Origin of the sequence: Kribbella aluminosa (assembly GCF_017876295.1) — a bacterium.
Classification (GTDB): Bacteria; Actinomycetota; Actinomycetes; order Propionibacteriales; family Kribbellaceae; genus Kribbella; species Kribbella aluminosa.
This window is the reverse complement of record NZ_JAGINT010000001.1, coordinates 1,159,909-1,177,418: the sequence shown is the minus strand read 5'-3', so window position 1 is coordinate 1,177,418 and position 17,510 is coordinate 1,159,909. Positions and strand designations below refer to the sequence as shown.

The 17,510-nt window shown below is 69.7% G+C and carries 16 protein-coding genes; 6 read left to right on the top strand and 10 right to left on the bottom strand.

Annotated elements, in window-relative coordinates; translation table 11 throughout:
- Positions 1–19: 19 nt before the first annotated feature.
- The 5 genes from JOF29_RS45170 to JOF29_RS05820 are packed head-to-tail and all read left to right on the top strand — an operon-like array spanning position 20 to position 5,251.
- On the top strand, positions 20–1,348 hold the full coding sequence (locus tag JOF29_RS45170; protein ID WP_209693199.1) for a glycoside hydrolase family 36 protein: 1,329 nt from the start codon (positions 20–22) through the stop codon (positions 1,346–1,348).
- Positions 1,341–2,252, top strand: a complete 912-nt coding sequence (locus tag JOF29_RS05835) for a carbohydrate ABC transporter permease (protein ID WP_209693198.1) — start codon at positions 1,341–1,343, stop codon at positions 2,250–2,252. The genes JOF29_RS45170 and JOF29_RS05835 overlap by 8 nt, the downstream gene beginning before the upstream one ends.
- The gene (locus JOF29_RS05830) at positions 2,249–3,058 is read left to right on the top strand and encodes a carbohydrate ABC transporter permease (RefSeq protein ID WP_209693197.1); all 810 of its coding nucleotides are present in this window, start codon (positions 2,249–2,251) and stop codon (positions 3,056–3,058) included. Before JOF29_RS05835 ends, JOF29_RS05830 begins: the two co-directional genes overlap by 4 nt.
- 13 nt (positions 3,059–3,071) lie before the next feature.
- Positions 3,072–4,343 carry an ABC transporter substrate-binding protein gene (locus JOF29_RS05825; protein ID WP_209693196.1) on the top strand — a complete coding sequence of 424 codons (1,272 nt, stop codon included), beginning with the start codon at positions 3,072–3,074 and terminating at the stop codon, positions 4,341–4,343.
- Positions 4,340–5,251, top strand: coding sequence for a phytanoyl-CoA dioxygenase family protein (locus JOF29_RS05820; RefSeq protein WP_209693195.1), 912 nt, complete (start codon positions 4,340–4,342; stop codon positions 5,249–5,251). The genes JOF29_RS05825 and JOF29_RS05820 overlap by 4 nt, the downstream gene beginning before the upstream one ends.
- Before the next feature lie 12 nt (positions 5,252–5,263).
- On the opposite strand, the gene JOF29_RS05815 is transcribed toward JOF29_RS05820, so the two are convergent.
- The 3 genes from JOF29_RS05815 to rsmI all read right to left on the bottom strand — a co-directional run bounded on the left by JOF29_RS05815 (position 5,264) and on the right by rsmI (position 8,847).
- A complete protein-coding gene (locus tag JOF29_RS05815; RefSeq protein ID WP_307863168.1) occupies positions 5,264–6,133 on the bottom strand; it encodes an NADP-dependent oxidoreductase in 870 nt (289 codons plus the stop codon).
- Between the two features lie 276 nt (positions 6,134–6,409).
- Positions 6,410–7,975, bottom strand: a complete 1,566-nt coding sequence (gene metG, locus JOF29_RS05810; protein WP_209693193.1) for a methionine--tRNA ligase — start codon at positions 7,973–7,975, stop codon at positions 6,410–6,412.
- Between the two features lie 29 nt (positions 7,976–8,004).
- Complete coding sequence (gene rsmI, locus JOF29_RS05805; protein ID WP_209693192.1) at positions 8,005–8,847, bottom strand: 16S rRNA (cytidine(1402)-2'-O)-methyltransferase; 843 nt, start codon at positions 8,845–8,847, stop codon at positions 8,005–8,007.
- A gap of 195 nt (positions 8,848–9,042) precedes the next feature.
- On the opposite strand from rsmI, the gene JOF29_RS05800 reads away from it, so the two are divergent.
- The gene (locus tag JOF29_RS05800; protein WP_307863543.1) at positions 9,043–10,593 is read left to right on the top strand and encodes a dolichyl-phosphate-mannose--protein mannosyltransferase; all 1,551 of its coding nucleotides are present in this window, start codon (positions 9,043–9,045) and stop codon (positions 10,591–10,593) included.
- A 30-nt stretch (positions 10,594–10,623) separates the two neighbouring features.
- Here the strand turns inward: JOF29_RS05800 and JOF29_RS05795 are convergent, their stop codons facing one another.
- The 7 genes from JOF29_RS05795 to JOF29_RS05765 form a co-directional block, all read right to left on the bottom strand.
- Entirely contained in the window at positions 10,624–11,295 is a 672-nt protein-coding gene (locus tag JOF29_RS05795) for a DUF1707 SHOCT-like domain-containing protein (RefSeq protein WP_209693190.1), read from the bottom strand.
- A 123-nt stretch (positions 11,296–11,418) separates the two neighbouring features.
- Positions 11,419–12,612: an MFS transporter gene (locus tag JOF29_RS05790; RefSeq protein ID WP_245357460.1), complete on the bottom strand. Its 1,194-nt coding sequence runs from the start codon at positions 12,610–12,612 to the stop codon at positions 11,419–11,421.
- Complete coding sequence (locus tag JOF29_RS05785) at positions 12,609–13,406, bottom strand: Rossmann-like domain-containing protein (RefSeq protein ID WP_209693189.1); 798 nt, start codon at positions 13,404–13,406, stop codon at positions 12,609–12,611. The genes JOF29_RS05790 and JOF29_RS05785 overlap by 4 nt, the downstream gene beginning before the upstream one ends.
- Entirely contained in the window at positions 13,403–13,840 is a 438-nt protein-coding gene (locus JOF29_RS44330; protein WP_307863167.1) for a phytanoyl-CoA dioxygenase family protein, read from the bottom strand. Before JOF29_RS44330 ends, JOF29_RS05785 begins: the two co-directional genes overlap by 4 nt.
- Positions 13,841–13,850: 10 nt before the next feature.
- Positions 13,851–14,894 carry a pyridoxal-phosphate dependent enzyme gene (locus JOF29_RS05775; RefSeq protein WP_209693188.1) on the bottom strand — a complete coding sequence of 348 codons (1,044 nt, stop codon included), beginning with the start codon at positions 14,892–14,894 and terminating at the stop codon, positions 13,851–13,853.
- A complete protein-coding gene (locus JOF29_RS05770; protein ID WP_209693187.1) occupies positions 14,891–16,711 on the bottom strand; it encodes an ABC transporter ATP-binding protein in 1,821 nt (606 codons plus the stop codon). Before JOF29_RS05770 ends, JOF29_RS05775 begins: the two co-directional genes overlap by 4 nt.
- A complete protein-coding gene (locus tag JOF29_RS05765) occupies positions 16,708–17,502 on the bottom strand; it encodes an ABC transporter permease (protein ID WP_307863166.1) in 795 nt (264 codons plus the stop codon). Before JOF29_RS05765 ends, JOF29_RS05770 begins: the two co-directional genes overlap by 4 nt.
- Between the last annotated feature and the right edge of the window lie 8 nt (positions 17,503–17,510).

Below are 17,510 nucleotides of genomic sequence, written 5' to 3'. Positions count from 1 at the left end.
CCAGGGAATCGAGGAACCTGTGCCCTTCCGACCGGTCGCCGAGCTCGGCCACGACGCGAACACGCTGGTCTTCGAGCACGGCTGGCAGTCCTGGAGCCCGAGCGGCTGGTACCGGCTGGACGCGTCGCCACCACGACCGACCGCCCCGAACCATCACGTCATGGCCTACCGGCCAGGCGTCGAGGCGGTCAGCGGCGGCAGCTTCCAAGGAGAGGGGCTGCTTGCGGTCGCCAACGGCAGCGACGTCATGGTGGTCGCCGCGACCACGCCCGACGTCGTCGTCCCGTCGATCCGCGCCGAGGTCCACGGCGACAAGCTCGTGATCACCGCCGACGGCGACGTCGAGGTGAAGACCAGCACGCAGGTCAACCCGAACCACGCACTCGCCGACTGGGCCGACAGCTTCGGTGCCGGTGCGCCGCCGGTCCGCGTGTTCGGCCCGTCCTGGTGCAGCTGGTACGCGTACTGGGGCAAGGTCACCGAGCGCGACGTGATGAACGACGTACGGCAGTTCGACCAGCACGAGCTCAGCGTCGACCTGGTCCTGCTCGACGAGGGGTACCAGACGGCGATCGGCGACTGGCTGACCCCACGCGACGACTTCGGGTCGACCGTCCGGCTGGCCGCCGACATCCGCTCAAGCGGTCGCCGCGCCGGCATCTGGGTGGCGCCGTTCCTGGTCGGGGCCGGCAGCGAGACGGCCCGCAAGCACCCGGACTGGCTGGTCCCCGGGATCAACGCCGGGACGAACTGGGGCCAGGAGCAACTGGTCCTCGACGTCACCCACCCGGGCGCCGCACGGCACATCCAAGACGTCTTCACCGAGCTCTGCCGGCAGGGGTACGACCACTTCAAGCTCGACTTCGTGTACGCCGGCGCGATCGACGGGCCGCGGTACGAGCACGTCGACGGCACCGCGGCGTACCGGCATGGCATGCGCCTGCTCCGCGAAGCGGTCGGGCCGAACCGGATCCTGCACGGCTGCGGCGCCCCGATCCTGCCGAGCCTCGGGCTGGTCGACTGCATGCGCATCTCCCCCGACACGGATCCGTTGGTCGAACCACCGTCCGGTGACATCAGTCAGCCGGGTCAGCACGGCGCCCGGTCCACGTCGGTGGCCCGCGAGTTCCTGCACGGCCGCTGGTGGGCGAACGACTCGGACTGCCTGATCGTCCGGCCGGACGTCCAGCAGCGCGAGCAGTGGGCGCAGCACATCGCCGACGGTCCTGGGCTGCGGATGTCCAGCGACCCGATCGGCGCCCTCGACCGGTGGGCGCTCGACCGCACCCGCGAGCTGCTCGTCCCGAGCTCGCCGCGGCCGCATCCGCTGAAGGACCCCGATGCTTAGGCCCGCGCCCCGCGCCAAGCGCCGGAGCAGGAACGCCCAGACGGCAGCGGCGTACGCGCTCCTGGCCCCGAGCCTGGTCGGCGTCATCGGCTTCCTGCTGGCGCCCGTCGTGATCGTGCTGGTGCTCAGCCTGTTCGACTGGAAGTTGCTCTCGACCCCGGAGTTCATTGGCCTCGCCAACTACCGCAAGCTGTTCGCGGACTCCGACGTCTGGCACTCGCTGCTGGTCACGCTGTACTACGTCCTGATCTGCGTCCCCGGTACGACGATCCTCTCGCTGCTGCTCGCGCTGCTGGTGGATCGCAAGCTGCGCGGGATGAAGTACTTCCGGGCCCTGCTGGTGATCCCGTGGATGGCGACGCCGGTCGCGCTCGGCCTGGTCTGGAGCTGGATCTTCGACCCGGGACGCGGCGCGCTGAACCAGTTCCTCGGGCTGTTCGGGATCCACGGCCCGGCGTGGCTGTCGTCGCCGGTGCTGGCGATGCCGAGCGTGGCGGCGGTGCACATCTGGCAGTTCGCCGGGTACAACATGCTGTTCTTCCTGGCCGGCCTGCAGAACATCCCGCCGTCCCTGCGCGAGGCCTCGTCGCTCGACGGCGCCTCCCCGGTCGCGCACTTCTTCACGATCACGCTGCCGCTGCTGCGGCCGACGATGCTGTTCGTGCTGATCACCAACGTGATCGGGTCGTTCCAGGCGTTCGACACGATCTTCGTGATGACCGAGGGCGGGCCGGGTCACAGCACCGAGGTCACGACGTACCAGATCTACGACGAGGCGTTCCACAAGTTCGACTTCGGCTACGCGTCGACGATCTCGGTGCTGCTGTTCGCGGTGGTGCTGGTCGCGACGATCTCCCAGTTCGTGTACTTCGAACGCCGTACGACCTACGAGGTGTCCGGATGAAACTGCGCATCTTCGTGTACGCCGTCCTGGTGGCCGGCTGCGTGCTCGCGATCTTCCCGTACTTCCTGACCGTGCTCACCGCGTTCAAGGGCCCAGGGCAACTGTCCGAGACGATGCCGTGGGAGCCCGGGCTGCCGCCGAGTACGGCGGCGTTCCACCGGCTGTTCGCGTCCGGGTTCGGCGGGTACCTGATGAACACCGCGTTCGTCACCGCCGGGATCACGCTCGGGCAGGTGGTGTTCGCGGTGCTGGCGGCGTACGCGTTCGCGCGGCTGTCGTTCCCGGGCCGGGACGCCTTGTTCTGGGTGTATTTGTCGACATTGATGGTGCCGCCGGTGGTCACGATGATCCCGCTGTACCTGATGATGCAGAAACTCGGCCTGGTCGACACCTGGGCCGGGCTGATGCTGCCGACGATGCTCGGTACGCCGTACGCGATCTTCCTGCTCCGCCAGTTCTTCCGCAGCATCCCCGCGGATCTGGAGGACGCGGCGCGGATCGACGGCGCCGGCCGGGTCCGCACTCTCGTGTCGATCGTGCTGCCGCTGTCGAAACCGATCCTGGTCACCGTCACCACCCTCGCCGTGGTGGCGAACTGGAACAGCTTCCTGTGGCCGCTGATCATCACCAGCAGCGACGACAAGCGGCTGCTCTCGGTCGGGATCGCCTTGTTCAAGGGGGAGATCGGCGTCGACTACAACGCCGTGATGGCCGGCAGCCTGATCGCGCTGGCGCCGCTGCTCGTGCTGTTCGTCGTGTTCCAGCGCTTCATCGTCCGCTCGGTCGCGGTCACCGGGCTCAAGTAATCCGGAGGTACTGATGTCTTTGTCCAGGAGGACTTTTCTGATCGGCGCGGGCAGTGTGCTCGCGCTGGCCGGCTGCGGCTCGTCGCAGGACAAGGCCGGCAGCGGCGGCAAGGTCGAGCTCGTGTACCGGCTCTGGGACGAGCAGCAGGAGGTCGGCTACAAGGCCGTGTTCGCGGAGTTCACCAAGGAGAACCCGAACATCACGGTCCGGATGGAGGTGCTGCCGTGGGACCAGTACTGGACCAAGCTCACCACCGAGCTGGCCAGCGGCAAGGCTCCGGACGTGTTCTGGCTGACCGTGGACTACTTCCCGGACTTCGCCGGCAAGGGCGTGCTCGCGCCGCTCGACGACCTGATCTCGAAGGCCGGGCTGAAGCTCGACGCGTACCACCCGAACGTCGTGCAGTCGTACAAGTTCGAGGGCAAGCAGCTCGGGATGCCGAAGGACATGGGCATCGTCGGGCTGCTCTACAACAAGACGCTGGTCGAGAAGGCCGGGATCACGATGCCTTCCGAGTTGACCTGGGCACCCGACGGATCCGGCAGCTTTCTGGAGGTCGCGCGGAAGCTGACGGTCGGCGACAAGCAGTGGGGTTTCTGCTCCTGGAACCACAGCCAGACCCAGTGGCTGAACTGGATCGCGTCGAACGGCGGCCACGCGATGGACAAGCCGTACGGCACCTTCGACTTCGCCGGTGACAAGTCCGTCGAGGCGCTGCAGTTCGCCCGGGACCTGGTGTTCAAGTGGAAGGTGTCGCCGGACGGTACCCGGACGAACCCGCCGACCGGGCAGGCGACCGAGATGTTCTACCGCGGCGAGGTCGCGATGTTCCCGGCGAACAACGCACTGCTGCCGTTCGCGCTGCCCGAGGTGAAGTTCCCGATCGGTGTCACGGCGATGCCGGCCGGACCCGCCGGGCGCACGGTCGTGATCAACGGGCTCGCCGAGACGATGTTCGCGAAGACCAAGCACCCCGACGAGGCCGGCAAGCTGGTCACCTTCCTCGGCTCCGAGAAGGCCCAGCGCCTGATGGGCGACGCCGGCTACGTCATCCCGGCCCTGAACGGCGCCGGCGCCGGCTACCAGGCGTACTGGAAGAAGAAGGACATCGACGTCCAGCCCTTCATCGACTCCGCCGCCGGGTCCACCGTCAACCTCCCGATCGCCGAAGGCTGGACCGCCAAGTCCCCCGAAATCAACAAAACCGTCAACGACCTCTACCTGAACAAGGTCGGCGTCGCGGACATCGCCGCTTCCATGGACAAGATCGGAAACGAGAAATGAAGGAACTGACCGATTCGTACGGCGACGTGCAGGACGCCGGCGTACTGCGGGATCGGCTGGCGGCGGACGGATACCTGTTCTTCCGTGGGCTGCTGCCGACGGAGGTGGTCGGGGATGTACACGATCAGCTGGCGCGGATCCTCTACGACAGTGACTGGTTGGATCCGGATGCTGATCCGCGGGAGTTGATGGCGTCGGGGCGGGCCGTGGAAGAAGGGTCTGCCGGGTTCTTCGGGGCCTATACGGCGATCCAGAGCACCGAGGCGTTTCATCGGCTCGCCGTACGGCCGGAGCTGCTGGCGTTGGCAGGGCGGTTGCTCGGGGAGGAGGCGTTCGCGCATCCGGCGCACATCTGCCGGATCGCGCCGCCGTCGCCGGGGGCGAGTCCGACGCCGATCCACCAGGACTACCGGTTCATCCAGGGGTCCGTGGACACGCTGACGACCTGGCTGCCGCTGGGCGAGGCGCCGCCGGAGATCGGCGGGCTGCGGGTGTTCGCCGGGTCGCCGCGGCTCGGCGTACTGCCGGTGAAGGCGTCCGACGGGCCGGGGATGATGCGCGCCGAGGCGGACGAGAACCATCCGGAGTGGCGGACCACGTCGTACCGGCCCGGCGACGTGCTGCTGTTCGGGAGCCTCACCGTGCACGGCGCCATGCCGAACCGGACGAACCGGCTGCGGTTGTCGGCCGACTTCCGCTACCAGGCGCGGAGCGCCCCGATGGCCCGCGACCTGCTCGGCACCGGCAAACCGCACTACCACCCGGACGTCCCCGACTTCCCCACCCTCACCCGCGGCTGGACCTCGACCGACTGCATCGAGGTCCCCACCGGGGTTCGGTTCGTGGACCGCTGGGATCCGCGGGTGGACGACGTACCGACGCCGTCGTCACGGTTCGCCTACGTCTGAGGGAGGGTTCGCCTACGCCTGAGGGAGGACGATGATCTTCCCGCGGGCATGACCGGACTCGCTCAGCTCCTGAGCCTTGCCCGCTTCTTCGAGGGGGAACGTGGCCGCGATCCGGGTCGTGAGCTTGCCGTCGGCTGCTGCCTGCAACTGGGCGTCGAGGCCGGCCCGGATCCGCTCGGGAGTACCGCCACCGCCGGAGGTCTGGATGCCCAGCTCGCCGGCTGCTCCGTAGTCGGCGATCGTCACGATCCGGTCAGTGCCGCCGCGGAGCTCGACGGACTCCTTGAGACCGCCCTTGCCCGCGGTGTCGAACACCGCGTCGACGCCCTGCGGAGCGGCCGCGCGGACCCGGTCCACCAGGCCGTCGCCGTACTCCACCGGCACCGCGCCGATCGACCGCAGGTAGTCGTGGTTCGCCGCCGACGCCGTACCGATCACGGTCACACCATCCGCGACAGCCAGCTGTACGGCGACCGACCCGACCGCGCCCGCCGCGCCGTGGATCAGCAGCGTCTCGCCGGACTTCACGCCGAGCTGGTCGAGCACGCGCTGCGCGGTCTCCCCCGCGATCGGAATACTCACCGCCTGCTCCCAGCTCACGCCCGCCGGCTTGCGCGCCAGGTTCCCGCCGAGCGTGTACTCGGCGTACGCCCCGCCCTCGGACCACCCGACCACCTCGTCACCCACCGCGAACTCGGCCCCGTCACCGGCCTCGTCCACCACTCCCGCAACCTCGAACCCCGGTACGGCGGGCAGCACCGGATCGACGAACCCCTTCGTCCACCCACGCCGCACCTTGAAGTCGAACGGATTCACCCCGGCCGCCCGCACCTTCACCCGCACCTGCCCAGGCCCCGCGTGCGGCTCCTCCCGCTCCCGCACCTGCAAAACCTCCGGCCCACCAAACTCCCCGAACTCCACCGCCCGCATCGTCCCGCCTCCAAAACTGGTTGTTGCTACAAGAAAGCCGACGCCGCCGCCCGGCATTCCCGCCGCGGACAGATTCTTGACGCGCCGGGGCGTACCGACGGACGGGTAGTGGTAGGCCGATCCGGCGAAAACCTCGAGCGCCAGAGCGTGGCGTAGCCGAGCTGGCGGGACCACTACCCGTTCGTCGGTACACAACAACGACGTCGATCAGCCGGGCGCGACTTGGTATCAGTTCTCTTCGAGGCGGGGGAAGAGGGGGGCGCCCTTGGTCAGGGTGGCGCCGGGGGGGAGTTGGCCCCAGGTGCCCGTGTCCTGGATGTGTTGGTCGGCCAGGGCGCCGAGTTTTTCCTCGGCGCCGAGGAGGGTCCACAGGTTTGCGGACGACTTCGGCATGGTCGGGTTGTGCAGTACGGCGACGGCCCGCAGTACCTCGGCCGCCGAGTACAGGATCGTCGCGAGCCGGGCCCGCTGCGACTCGTCCTTGGCGACCTTCCACGGCTCCTGCTCGGTGACGTACCCGTTGACCGCGCCGACCAGCTCGTTGATCGCGGCCAGCGCGTCCTGGAACGCGAGCGTGTCCAGCGCCTTGTCAGCGGTCGCCACGGTCTGCGCGAGCCTGTCCGCGAGCGCCTGCTCGGCCGGGCCGTGGTCGGTCGGCTCGGGCAGTACGCCGTCGAAGTACTTGCCGACCATGGCCGCGATCCGGCTGGCCAGGTTGCCGAGGCCGTTCGCGAGCTCGGAGGTGTAGACCGCGCTCAGGTGCTCCCAGGAGAACGAGCCGTCCGACCCGAACTGGATCGTGCGCAGGAAGTAGTACCGGAAGGCGTCGGAGCCGAAGTGGTCGGTGATCTCGTGCGGCGGGATCGCGGTCAGCTTCGACTTGCTCATCTTCTCCCCGCCGACCAGCAGCCACCCGTGGGCGAAGACCTGGCGCGGTACGGCGAGCTCGGCGGCCATCAGCATCGCCGGCCAGATCACCGCGTGGAACCGGAGGATGTCCTTGCCCACCAGGTGTACGTCGACCGGCCACAGCTCCTCGAACCGCTCCGGGTCCGTGCCGTAGCCCGCGGCGGTCACGTAGTTCAGCAGCGCGTCGATCCACACGTACAGGACGTGGTCCTCGTCCCACGGGACCGGGATGCCCCAGTCGAACGTCGACCGGGTGATCGACAGGTCCTGCAGGCCCTGCTTGACGAACGCGATCACCTCGTTGCGCGCGCTCGACGGCGCCACGAAGTCCGGCTGCGATTCGTACAGCTCGAGCAGCCTGTCGCCGTACGCCGAGAGCCGGAAGAAGTAGTTCGTCTCCGAGACCGTCTCCAGCTCGGTGCCGTGGATCATGCACCGCTGCGTACCGTCCTCGTCGGTGCGGATGTCCGCGGGGAGCTTGAACTCCTCGCAGCCCACGCAGTACAGGCCCTCGTACTCGCCCTTGTAGACGTCGCCCTTGTCGTACAGCGTCTGCCAGAACTCGCGGACCCGCTCGGTGTGCCGCTGCTCGGTCGTCCGGATGAAGTCGTCGTACGCGATGTCGACGTCCACCCAGGCCGGCTTCCAGGACTCCTCGACCAGCTTGTCCGTCCAGGCCTGCGGGGACATGCCCTGCGCTTCGGCGCTACGCATCACCTTCTCGCCGTGCTCGTCGGTACCGGTCAGGTACCACTTGCGCTCGCCGCGCTGCGCGTGCCAGCGCGTCAGGACGTCCCCGGCCACCGTCGTGTAGGCGCTGCCGATGTGCGGCGGGGCCGTGACGTAGTAGATCGGGGTGGTGACGTAATAGGCCTTCTCGGACATGCCTTAAAGAGTAGTGCCGCACGCCACCGCTATTTACCGGGGTCGCGGGCGGCGAGTACGGCGTCGTACACGGTGCGTTTCGGGACGTTGAAGCGTTTGGCGACGTCGGAGATCGCCTGTTTACGGTGGGTGCCTGCTTCTTCGTCCTTGGCAACCTCTCGGGCCAGGTCCTCCGGCGTCAGTACCTTGTGCGGGTCCGCGCCGGAGACGACGACGGTGATCTCGCCCCGTACGCCGTCCTTCGACCAGGTGACGAGCTCCTCGAGTGGACCGCGCTTGACCTCTTCATACGTCTTCGTGAGCTCCCGGCAGACCGCCGTACGCCGGTCAGCCCCGAAGGCCTCGGCCATCGCCTCCAGGGACGCGGTCAGCCGGTGCGGCGCCTCGAAGAACACCATCGTCCGCGGCTCGTCCTTCAGCTCCGCCAGCCGCCGCCCCCGCTCCCCCGGCTTCCGCGGCAGGAACCCCTCGAACGTGAACCGATCCACCGGCAGCCCGCTCAACGCCAACGCGGTCAGCACCGCCGACGGCCCCGGTACGGCGGTCACCACCACGTCGGCGTCGATCGCCGCCGCGACCAGCCGGTACCCCGGATCCGACACGCTCGGCATCCCCGCGTCCGTCACCACCACCACGGTCTGCCCGTCGACCAGCGCCTGCAGCAGCTCCGGCGTCCGCTCCCGCTCGTTCCCCTCGAAGTAGCTGACCACCCGGCCACCCACCGTGATCCCCAACTCCGAAGTCAACCGCCGCAACCGCCGGGTGTCCTCGGCAGCCACCACATCCGCCTCGCCCAGCACCCTCCCCAACCGCGGCGAACCGTCCGAAACATCCCCGATAGGAGTCCCCGCAAGTACCAATCGCCCGGTCATCGGCCCATCATCCCAGCCGTTTCCCCAGGCGGGGGGAGGCGGGCGGACCGGGGGGTCCGTAGCATGGCGGGCGTGGCTGCTGTGATCGAGGACGGGACCGTCCGGCGGAGCGAGGCTGGGGACGACCGCGAGATGCTTGGACGGGACGTGCTCGGCAGGCGGTTGCCGCCGCTCAAGGAGCGGTTGTACCCGGCGATGCCGCGGGACTTCGACGGCGGGTGGATCGCGACGCTGGCGATCACGCTGGTGGCCGGCATCCTGCGGTTCTGGCACCTGAGTTCGCCGGTGAAGTTCGTCTTCGACGAGACGTACTACGCCAAGGACGCCTTCAGCCTGCTCAAGTTCGGGTACGAGCGGCAGTTCATCGACCAGCCGGAGGGAGCCGCCGACAAGGCGATCCTGGCCGGCAACCTGGACGTCTTCAAGGGCACGCCGAGCATGGTCGTGCACCCCGAGGTCGGCAAGTGGATGATCGCGGCCGGTGAGCAGCTGTTCGGGATGAACACGTTCGGCTGGCGGTTCATGCCGGCGCTGTTCGGCACGCTCACCGTGCTGCTGCTGATCCGGACTGTCCGCCGGATGACCCGGTCCACGCTGATCGGCGCGGTGGCCGGCCTGCTGCTCGCGGTCGACGGGTTGCACTTCGTGATGTCCCGGGTCGCGCTGCTCGACATCTTCCTGGCGTTCTGGCTGGTCGCGGCCACCTCCTGCCTGGTCTGCGACCGGGACTGGACCCGCCGCCGGCACGCCGAGACCCTGGACAAGCCGGTCGAGGAGGGCGGCCGCCGGACGATCGGCCGCTGGCTCCTGGTCCGGCCGTGGCGGATCGCGGCCGGCGTCTGCTTCGGCCTCGCGCTCGGCACCAAGTGGTCCGCGGTCTGGACGCTGGCGGCCTTCGGCGTCCTGGTGTTCGCCTGGGACTTCGGCGCCCGCCGCGCGCTCGGCGTCCGGTTCGCGTTCGTGAAGTCCGCGCTGGTCGACGGCGTACCGGCGTTCGTCAGCCTGGTGCTGGTGGCCGTGGTCACGTACGTCGCGACCTGGACCGGCTGGCTGCTGCACGACAACGCCTACGACCACAACTGGGCGGCAAGCAACCCGGCGCACGGTGTGATGAAGGTGGTGCCGGACGACTTCCGGTCGCTGCTCGAGTACCACAAGGAAGTGCTCGCGTTCCACACCGGCGACTACATCAAGCACGCCACCCACCCGTACCAGTCGAATCCGGCGGGCTGGCCGATCATCGCCCGGCCGATCGGTTTCGACGCGGTCAACGACATCAAGCCCGGTACGCCGGGGTGCAACGCGCCGGCCGGTCAGACGTGTCTGCAGGTGATCTCTGCCCTCGGTACGCCGCTGCTGTGGTGGGGCGGTGCGCTGGCGCTGATCGCCGCGGTGGTGCTGTGGATCAGCACCCGCGACTGGCGATACGGCGTACCGATCCTGGGGTTCGTGACGTGTTGGGTGCCGTGGTTCGGGTTCGACACCAGACCTATCTTCTTCTTCTACGCGGTGACGATGATCCCGTTCACCGTGATGGCGCTGGCGCTGATCCTCGGCAGGGTCCTCGGGCCGGCCCGGACAGCACTCAGTACGGCGACCCCGCGCCGGCTGATCGGCAGCGCGGTGGTCGGCGCCTTCGTCGTACTCGTGGTGCTGAACTTCGCCTACATCTGGCCGATCCTGACCGACCAGGTGCTCCCGCACCAGGACTGGCTCAGCCGCATGTGGTTCAAGTCCTGGATCTGACCGCGCAGGCCCGCTCGGGCGTAGGTGTTGTCAGTGCAGCTCGTGGCGGTTGCGGTGCCTCAGCTTTTTGCCGTGGCGCTTGGCGGAGGACTGGCCGCCGACGCCGCCGAACAGCGCGAGGCCCTTGATCACGACCGTCGGCGCGTTCGGGTCCGGGTCGTCGGAGCCCTGCGCGGCGAATCCGCCGAAGATCCCGATTCCCTCGTTACGCACGGTCACGCCCTCGGGCACGGTGATGTCGATACCGCCGAACACCGCGACCGCGTAGATCGTCACCTCGCGGCCCTCGAACACCGCGTCGGTCATGTCCAGGTCGTGCCCGCCGAACACCGCGAGCGCGTTGGTACGCCGCTTCACCCGCCAGCGGCCCTTCCGCTCGCCACCGCCGAAGATCGCCACCAGGTTGTCCACACTCGCCGCCGGATCGGCCGGCTCCTCGATCGGGACCAGGCTGGTCGACGCGGTCGCGGCCGGCTGCGCGATCGGCGCCGCCTGCCCCGGGACGACCAGGTCCCGGGTGATCGGCTCCAGTTCGCCGAGCGTCTTGGCCTGCAGCGCGCCCTCCAGCCGGTCGGCGTGCTCCTCCTGCGTCAACCGCCCGGACATCAGGGCATCCCGCAGTACGTCGACGACCTGGTCGCGATCGATGTCGGACGCCCGCAGATGTGCGTGCGGATGCGGGTTGTCGGGCAGGTTCTCCATAAACCTGAACGATATATCGAGTCCCGGCCGGTGAAACCCCGCAACAACCCTGAACCTCCCCCTGGTTCGGGGGTTTGCGGTAACAAGTTCGCACCCAGCGCCGGAAAAGTGCCGGAAAGCGGGTCAGCGGTGGACGCGGGCCGCGCAGGCGGTGGCCACCAGGGTGATCGCGGCGAATGTGACCGCCGTACCGGGGTAGCCGCCGAGGGCGAGGCCCAGGCCGCCGATCGCGGCGCCGAGGAAGGTACCGAGGCTCATGCCTGCCGCGTTGACACTGAGGGCCGAGCCGCGGAGGTCGCCGCTGCGCCGGACCAGCAGCGTGGTGACGCAAGCGGCGACGGTCGCGTGGCTGGCGCCCATCACCGCGGTCAGCGCGAGCGTCAGCGGCAGGGTCGGCGACAAGTAGAAGGCCGGGACGGCTACCAGGGCGACGACGATCCCGATCAGCAGCAGCCGCTCGGTCCACGCGCGATCGGTGGCGAGGTAGCGGCCGGCGAGCAGGTTGCCGAGGAAGAACGAGGCCCCGCTGAGCGACCACACCAGCGCGAACCACCCCGGCGCGAGGTCAAACTTGTCGTCGTAGAAGGCGGCGAGGTACGCGAGGTACCCCATGAAGGCCGCGGTCCGGAGCATCGCCACCGCGAGCAGCGGGACGGCGCCCGGGATACGAGCGAGTTCCCGGTACGTCGCCAGATAGCTGACGCGCTGCCTGCCCGTGATCGGCGCTTTCCGGCCGCGTCCGCGGATGAAGAAGGCGGCCGACAAGGTCAGCGCGATCGCCGACGCGGCGAGCAGGTTGCCGCGCCAGCCCCAGATCAGCCCGGGGCCGGCGAGCACCGGGGCCGCGAGCATCGCCATCGCACTCGTCGTCGCCGACACCAGCGTCGCCGCCCGGCCCGCCGCCGCCGGGGAGCGGAAGCGGTCCGCCGCGGCGGCGCCGATCGACGGCGCGAGGATCGAGGTCGACGCACCGATCAGCAGGCAGAACCCGGCCAGTGCGAACACGTTGCCCACAGCACCCAACGCGGCGGAGACGCCGAGCAGCGCGAGACCGCCCGCGGCGACCAGCTCCCGCGGCGCGCGATCCATCAACGGGGCCAGGGTTACGCCGACCGCGAGTGCCGCGAGCCCGCCGAGGCCGCGCAGGCCGCCGATCTCCGCGACGCTGCCGCCCGCGGCGTCGGAGATCGGCACCAGGTACATACCGAAGACCGTGAACGGGATCAGGCTCACGGTCGAGGCGAGCAGGAACGGCCAGAGCCGCTTGGCCATTCGGAGGTCGCCCGGCACTGCGGCGGTGAGCTGCTGCGTGGTCATGTGTCCGTCCTGTAGCGATAGAGGCTGCTCGGGCGGGAGCTGAACTGGGAGAAGGGGAACGGTTCGGCGGACAGCGCGGTGACGCCGGCGCCGAGGAAGGCCCGGGCGACCGCACTACCGGTCTGGGCGTAGATCGCGAGCGGTTTCCCTTGCTCACGGCACCGTTGAAGGAGGACGTCGAAGCTGCCGTTGGACAGCGTCATGCCGGTGGCGACGACCGCGTCGGCGGCGTCGATCACCTCGGTCATGTCGCGGGTGACCGGCAGACCGGAGGCGGTCTCACGGAGGTTGAAGTCGCACGGGAGACAGCTGCCGCCGCGGTCGGTGATCGCGTCGACGAGCGGGTTGACCACGCCGATCAGGGCGACTTTGGTGCCTTCGGCAACGTCCAGGAGTCCGGCCACGGCGGCGTCACGGGCCTTTGCGCGGATGCTCGGGGTGCCGGCCGGGAGGACGACCTCCTCGGCGTACGGCGAGGTGTGGTGTGGCTCGACTGCTGCCAGGTAGGCGTCGAGGGCGGCGATGCGTACCGGCAGCGGGTCGTCGGAGGTGAGTACGTCGGCGAGCGTGCGGCCGGAGGTCTCCGCGCAGTACGCCGGGTCGAGCTCGCCGGCTTCGAAGGAGCAGGCGCCGAAGACCTCTCCCACTCTCAGCAGCACGTAGTAGTTGCGGTAGGTGACGTCGGCGCCGGGGAGGCGGGTGGTGTGGTGCAGCCAGAACGCGCTGGTGATGTCGAAGTCCGCAGGTGAGGGCGTACCGGCGAGAACAGAGGCGGTGAGCTCGGCGACGGTCATGGGAGGTCGGCCAGCCTTTCGGGGTCGTAGTGCAGGGCGGGGAGGTGCGGTCGGCCATCAGGCTGGAAGCAGTAGAGGAGCGAGCGGCGGTCCGTCGGAGTGTGGTTGGGCGCGGAGCGGTGGATCATCAGGCCGGGGAACATCAGGACCGAGCCGGCCGCGGCCTCGATCGTCAGGGCGCGGGATTCGTCGACGATCGTTGGGTCGACCAGCAGACCGGTCGGGTCCTGCGGATCACGGCGTACGAACTCGTCGGCTCCACCAACCGCCGGTCGCCCCACAGCGTGTCGAGCGCCGGATCCAGGTGTGACACCGGCGACACGCACCGCCTTGCCGGCCGCGGCCACCTCCGCATGCACCCGCTCGACCACGTCCCGCAACCGCTCGACCTCGCGCGTCCCGAACAGCTCCGGCAGCAGCACATACCCACTCACGGACCACAGACTAATGCGACGGGGTCGCAGATGGAACCTCCTGGCGCTGGAGCTGCGCGGACTCCCGCCGGTCCCACGACATCGCCGACCACGGCACCGCGAGCTCGTCCAGCGAGGTGATCTCCCGCGGCCGCATCGACGCCATCGGCCGCGCCTCGGCATGCCGGGCGAACGCGGACTCGACGTACCGGAAACCGGTGTCCGCAGCCAGGAAAACGTGTTTCCGCCCGCGGTCGCAGTTGTGTTCCCAGAGCGCCGACAGGTACGCCGCCCCGGCCGACAGCCCGGCGAACACCCCTGACGTCCGGAGCAGGTCCACCGCCGCCGACATCGCGTACTCGAAGGACACCCAGTGCAACCGGTCGTACAGCTCGTGCCGCACGTTCCGGAACTCGATCGAGCTGCCGATGCCGGCGATGATCATCTCCGGGTCCTGCGTGTGCCCGGCCCCGAACGTCACACTCCCGAACGGCTGCACGCCGACCAGGTTCACGTCCCGCCCACTCTCCCGCAGGTAGGCCGCGATCGCGCCGGTGGAGGCGCCCGTACCGACGCCGCCGACCAGGCACAACGGCCCGCTCGGCACCAGCGACGCGACCAGGTCCGCGATCGCGCGGTACCCGAGGTAGTGGATGTCGTCGTGGTACTGCTGCATCCAGTGGTACGTCGGGTTGTCGCGGAGGATCTCGCCGATCCGGCGGACCCGGAGGTTCTGGTCGAGCTGCAGGTTGTTCGACGACGGCACCTGCTCGACGGTCGCGCCGAGGATCTCGAGCTGGATCCTCAGCGTCCGGTCGACCGTGGTGGAGCCGACGATGTGGCACTTCATCCCGTACCGGTGGCAGGCCAGCGCGAGGGCGTGCGCGTAGATCCCGCTCGAGCTGTCGATCAGCGTGTCGCCCGGGCGGACCTGCCCGGAGTCGAGCAGGTGCCGGACGGCGCCGAGCGCGGAGTACACCTTCATGGTCTCGAACCGCAGGCAGATCAGGTCGTCCACCCGGATCGGGTCCGGGTCCTTGATCGCCTCCGCCAGGTGGTCGTGCAGTCGCGTCATCGGCGCGGTTCGCTCCTTGTGTCGGATCCGGTCGGGGATGGCACGGGCGGAGATTCGGGGGTACTGATCCGGGCGGCGGCGACCAGTTGCCGGGTCAGGTCGTGCTGCGGGTCGGTCGTCAGGGTCGTCGGCGGACCCTGGTCGACCACGCGGCCTGCATCCAGGACCATGACCTCGTCGGCGACCGCGGCGACCAGTCCGAGGTCGTGGCCGATCCAGACCAGCGCCGTACCGCGGGCCCTCAGTTCGCCGAGCAGGTCGACGACCAGCGCCGTACCGCGATCGTCGAGGGCGGTGGTGATCTCGTCGCAGATCAGTACGTCGGGGTGCGCGAGGACCGCGCGGGCAAGGGCGGCGCGTTGCAGTTCGCCGCCGGACAGGCGGCTCGGCGGGCGGGCGGCGGTGATCGCGGCGACGCCGAGCCGGGCGAGGGTGCCGACGGCCTCGGCGTGGGCCTGGTCCGGCGCGAGGCCGCGCAGGCGTTCCGCCGTACGGGCGACCTGCTGGTCGACGGGGCGGCGCTCGTCGAACGAGCCGCGGACCTCCTGCCAGACGTACTGCACGCGGCGGTGCTGGTCGCGGGTGCGTTTGCGGAGTACGGGAAGTGGCGTGTCGTCGAGGTGGATCGTGCCGGTGTGTCGCTCGTGCAGGCCGGCGAGGCAGCGGGCCAGCGTGGTCTTGCCGCTGCCGGAGCGGCCGACGATGCCGAGGCAGCTGCCGGCGCGGACGGTGAGGTCCACCTCGCGGAGCACGAGGTCGCGGCCGCGCGGGCGCAGCGAGGCTGACAGGCTCATTGCCTTCAGCAACGGTTGGGCGCGGGCGGAGGTTCCCGGCGTCGGGAGGTCGGAGGCGGACGTTCCCGGCGTCGGGAGGTCGGAGGCTTCGGGAAGTACGCTCACCTGCACGCGGTACGGCGCCGACCCGCCGACCGCGTCGGTGAGTACCCGGCCGGCGTCCAGTACGACGACGCGGGTGGCGAGCGCGCGGACCAGGTCGAGATCGTGGCTGAGCAGCAGGACGCCGAGGCCGGACGCGGCCAGGTCGCGGAGCTCGTGGACGAGGTGCAGCCGGGTGATCGAGTCGAGCCCGGTACTCGGTTCGTCGAGGATCAGGACCTGCGGGCGACAGGTCAGTGTCTGCGCGAGTGCGATCCGCTGCCGCTGGCCACCGGAGAACTGATGCGGAAAACGTTTTAGGGTTGCGCTTTCCGCGGGCAGTTGCGCAGCCCGCAAAGCCGCGGCCGGGTCACCGTCGTGCAGCTTTCCCAGCTCCCGCAGCGTCGCCCCGATCCGCCGGGCGGGATTGAGCGCACTTCCTGGATGCTGGGGCATGTACGCGACAACCCGCCCGCGTACATCGACACCGGTCACCCCGTTGCCATCGACAACCACTTCCCCCGCGACCTCGACCCGTCCGGCCAGCCGCACCCCCTCCCCGCACTCCCCCAGCAACGCCAACGCCGCCGTGGTCTTCCCAGCCCCGGAGGCCCCCACCAGCGCGGTCACCTCCCCCGCAATCACCTCGAACGAAACCCCGTCCACCAGCACCGCGTCCCCAGCGGTCGCCGACAACCCGCCGACACGCACCACCGCCACCCTGTCCACCGCCGCCACGTCCACCGCAGGCACCTCCACCGCAGGCACGTCCACCGCCGCCGTGTCCGCCGCCGCCGGGTCCACCGCCGGCACGTCCACCGCAGGCACGTCCGCCGCAGGCACGTCCGCCGCAGGCACGTCCGCCGCCGGCACGTCCACCGCCGCCGCGTCCACCGCCGCTGTGTCCGCCGTTGATCGGCGGTCGTGCGAGTGGTGCCTCATGCTCTGCTCTCCACCAGACGACGTGATCTGTGGACGAGGCGGTCGGCGAGGAGGTTGAAGCCGAGGGTGAAGGAGACGAGGAGGAGGGCGGGTGCGAGTACCGACCACGGCTGGAGCAGGAGGCCCTCGCGGTTGCGGGAGACGGTGACGGCCCAGTCGGGGGCGGTCGGGCTCAGGCCGAGGCCCAGGAAGTTGACCGAGGCGACCAGGAACACGGCGAGCGTGATCCGGGTGCCGAGATCGGCGGCGACCGGGCCGAGGACCGAGCGGCCGACGTACCCGAGCTGGATCCGGAACCACGACTCCCGCTGCATCCGGAGCGCCTCGACCACCGGCCCGCTGGCGGCGTCCAGGGCGGCCGCGCGGACCAGGCGGGCGACGGTCGGGACGTTCATCATCGCGACTGCCACCGTGATCGCGACCGCGGACGCCCGCCAGCCGACCGCGACCACGCTGATCACGAGCAGCGACGGCAGTGGTAGCAGTACGTCGAGGGGCCGCATCAACCCCTCGTCCAACCACCGGTGCCGGGTGGACGCGGCCGTCAGCCCGATCAACCCGCCCACGACGTACGCCAGCACAACCGCCCCCAGCGCCATCCCCAGCGCGGACCGCCCACCGACCAGCAGCAGCCCGAACACGTCCCGCCCCAACCCGTCCGTCCCCAGCAATCCTTCCGACGAGTACGGCAACCCCTCCCGAGCGTCGTACGGCACGAACGGCCCGAACACAGCGACGACGAGCGGCACCAGGGCCAGCCCAAGCGCAGCCCCACCGCGCAGGCGTCCCACGCCGGATA

Coding starts and splice junctions, on each gene's coding strand:
- rsmI (WP_209693192.1), bottom strand. CDS start 8,847: ATGACCGGGCGATTGGTACTTGCGGGGACTCCTATCGGGGATGTTTCG.
- JOF29_RS05820 (WP_209693195.1), top strand. CDS start 4,340: ATGAAGGAACTGACCGATTCGTACGGCGACGTGCAGGACGCCGGCGTA.
- JOF29_RS05800 (WP_307863543.1), top strand. CDS start 9,043: ATGCCGCGGGACTTCGACGGCGGGTGGATCGCGACGCTGGCGATCACG.
- JOF29_RS05785 (WP_209693189.1), bottom strand. CDS start 13,406: ATGACCGTCGCCGAGCTCACCGCCTCTGTTCTCGCCGGTACGCCCTCA.
- JOF29_RS05830 (WP_209693197.1), top strand. CDS start 2,249: ATGAAACTGCGCATCTTCGTGTACGCCGTCCTGGTGGCCGGCTGCGTG.
- JOF29_RS05835 (WP_209693198.1), top strand. CDS start 1,341: ATGCTTAGGCCCGCGCCCCGCGCCAAGCGCCGGAGCAGGAACGCCCAG.
- metG (WP_209693193.1), bottom strand. CDS start 7,975: ATGTCCGAGAAGGCCTATTACGTCACCACCCCGATCTACTACGTCACG.
- JOF29_RS05790 (WP_245357460.1), bottom strand. CDS start 12,612: ATGACCACGCAGCAGCTCACCGCCGCAGTGCCGGGCGACCTCCGAATG.
- JOF29_RS05825 (WP_209693196.1), top strand. CDS start 3,072: ATGTCTTTGTCCAGGAGGACTTTTCTGATCGGCGCGGGCAGTGTGCTC.
- JOF29_RS05770 (WP_209693187.1), bottom strand. CDS start 16,711: ATGAGGCACCACTCGCACGACCGCCGATCAACGGCGGACACAGCGGCG.
- JOF29_RS05775 (WP_209693188.1), bottom strand. CDS start 14,894: ATGACGCGACTGCACGACCACCTGGCGGAGGCGATCAAGGACCCGGAC.
- JOF29_RS05795 (WP_209693190.1), bottom strand. CDS start 11,295: ATGGAGAACCTGCCCGACAACCCGCATCCGCACGCACATCTGCGGGCG.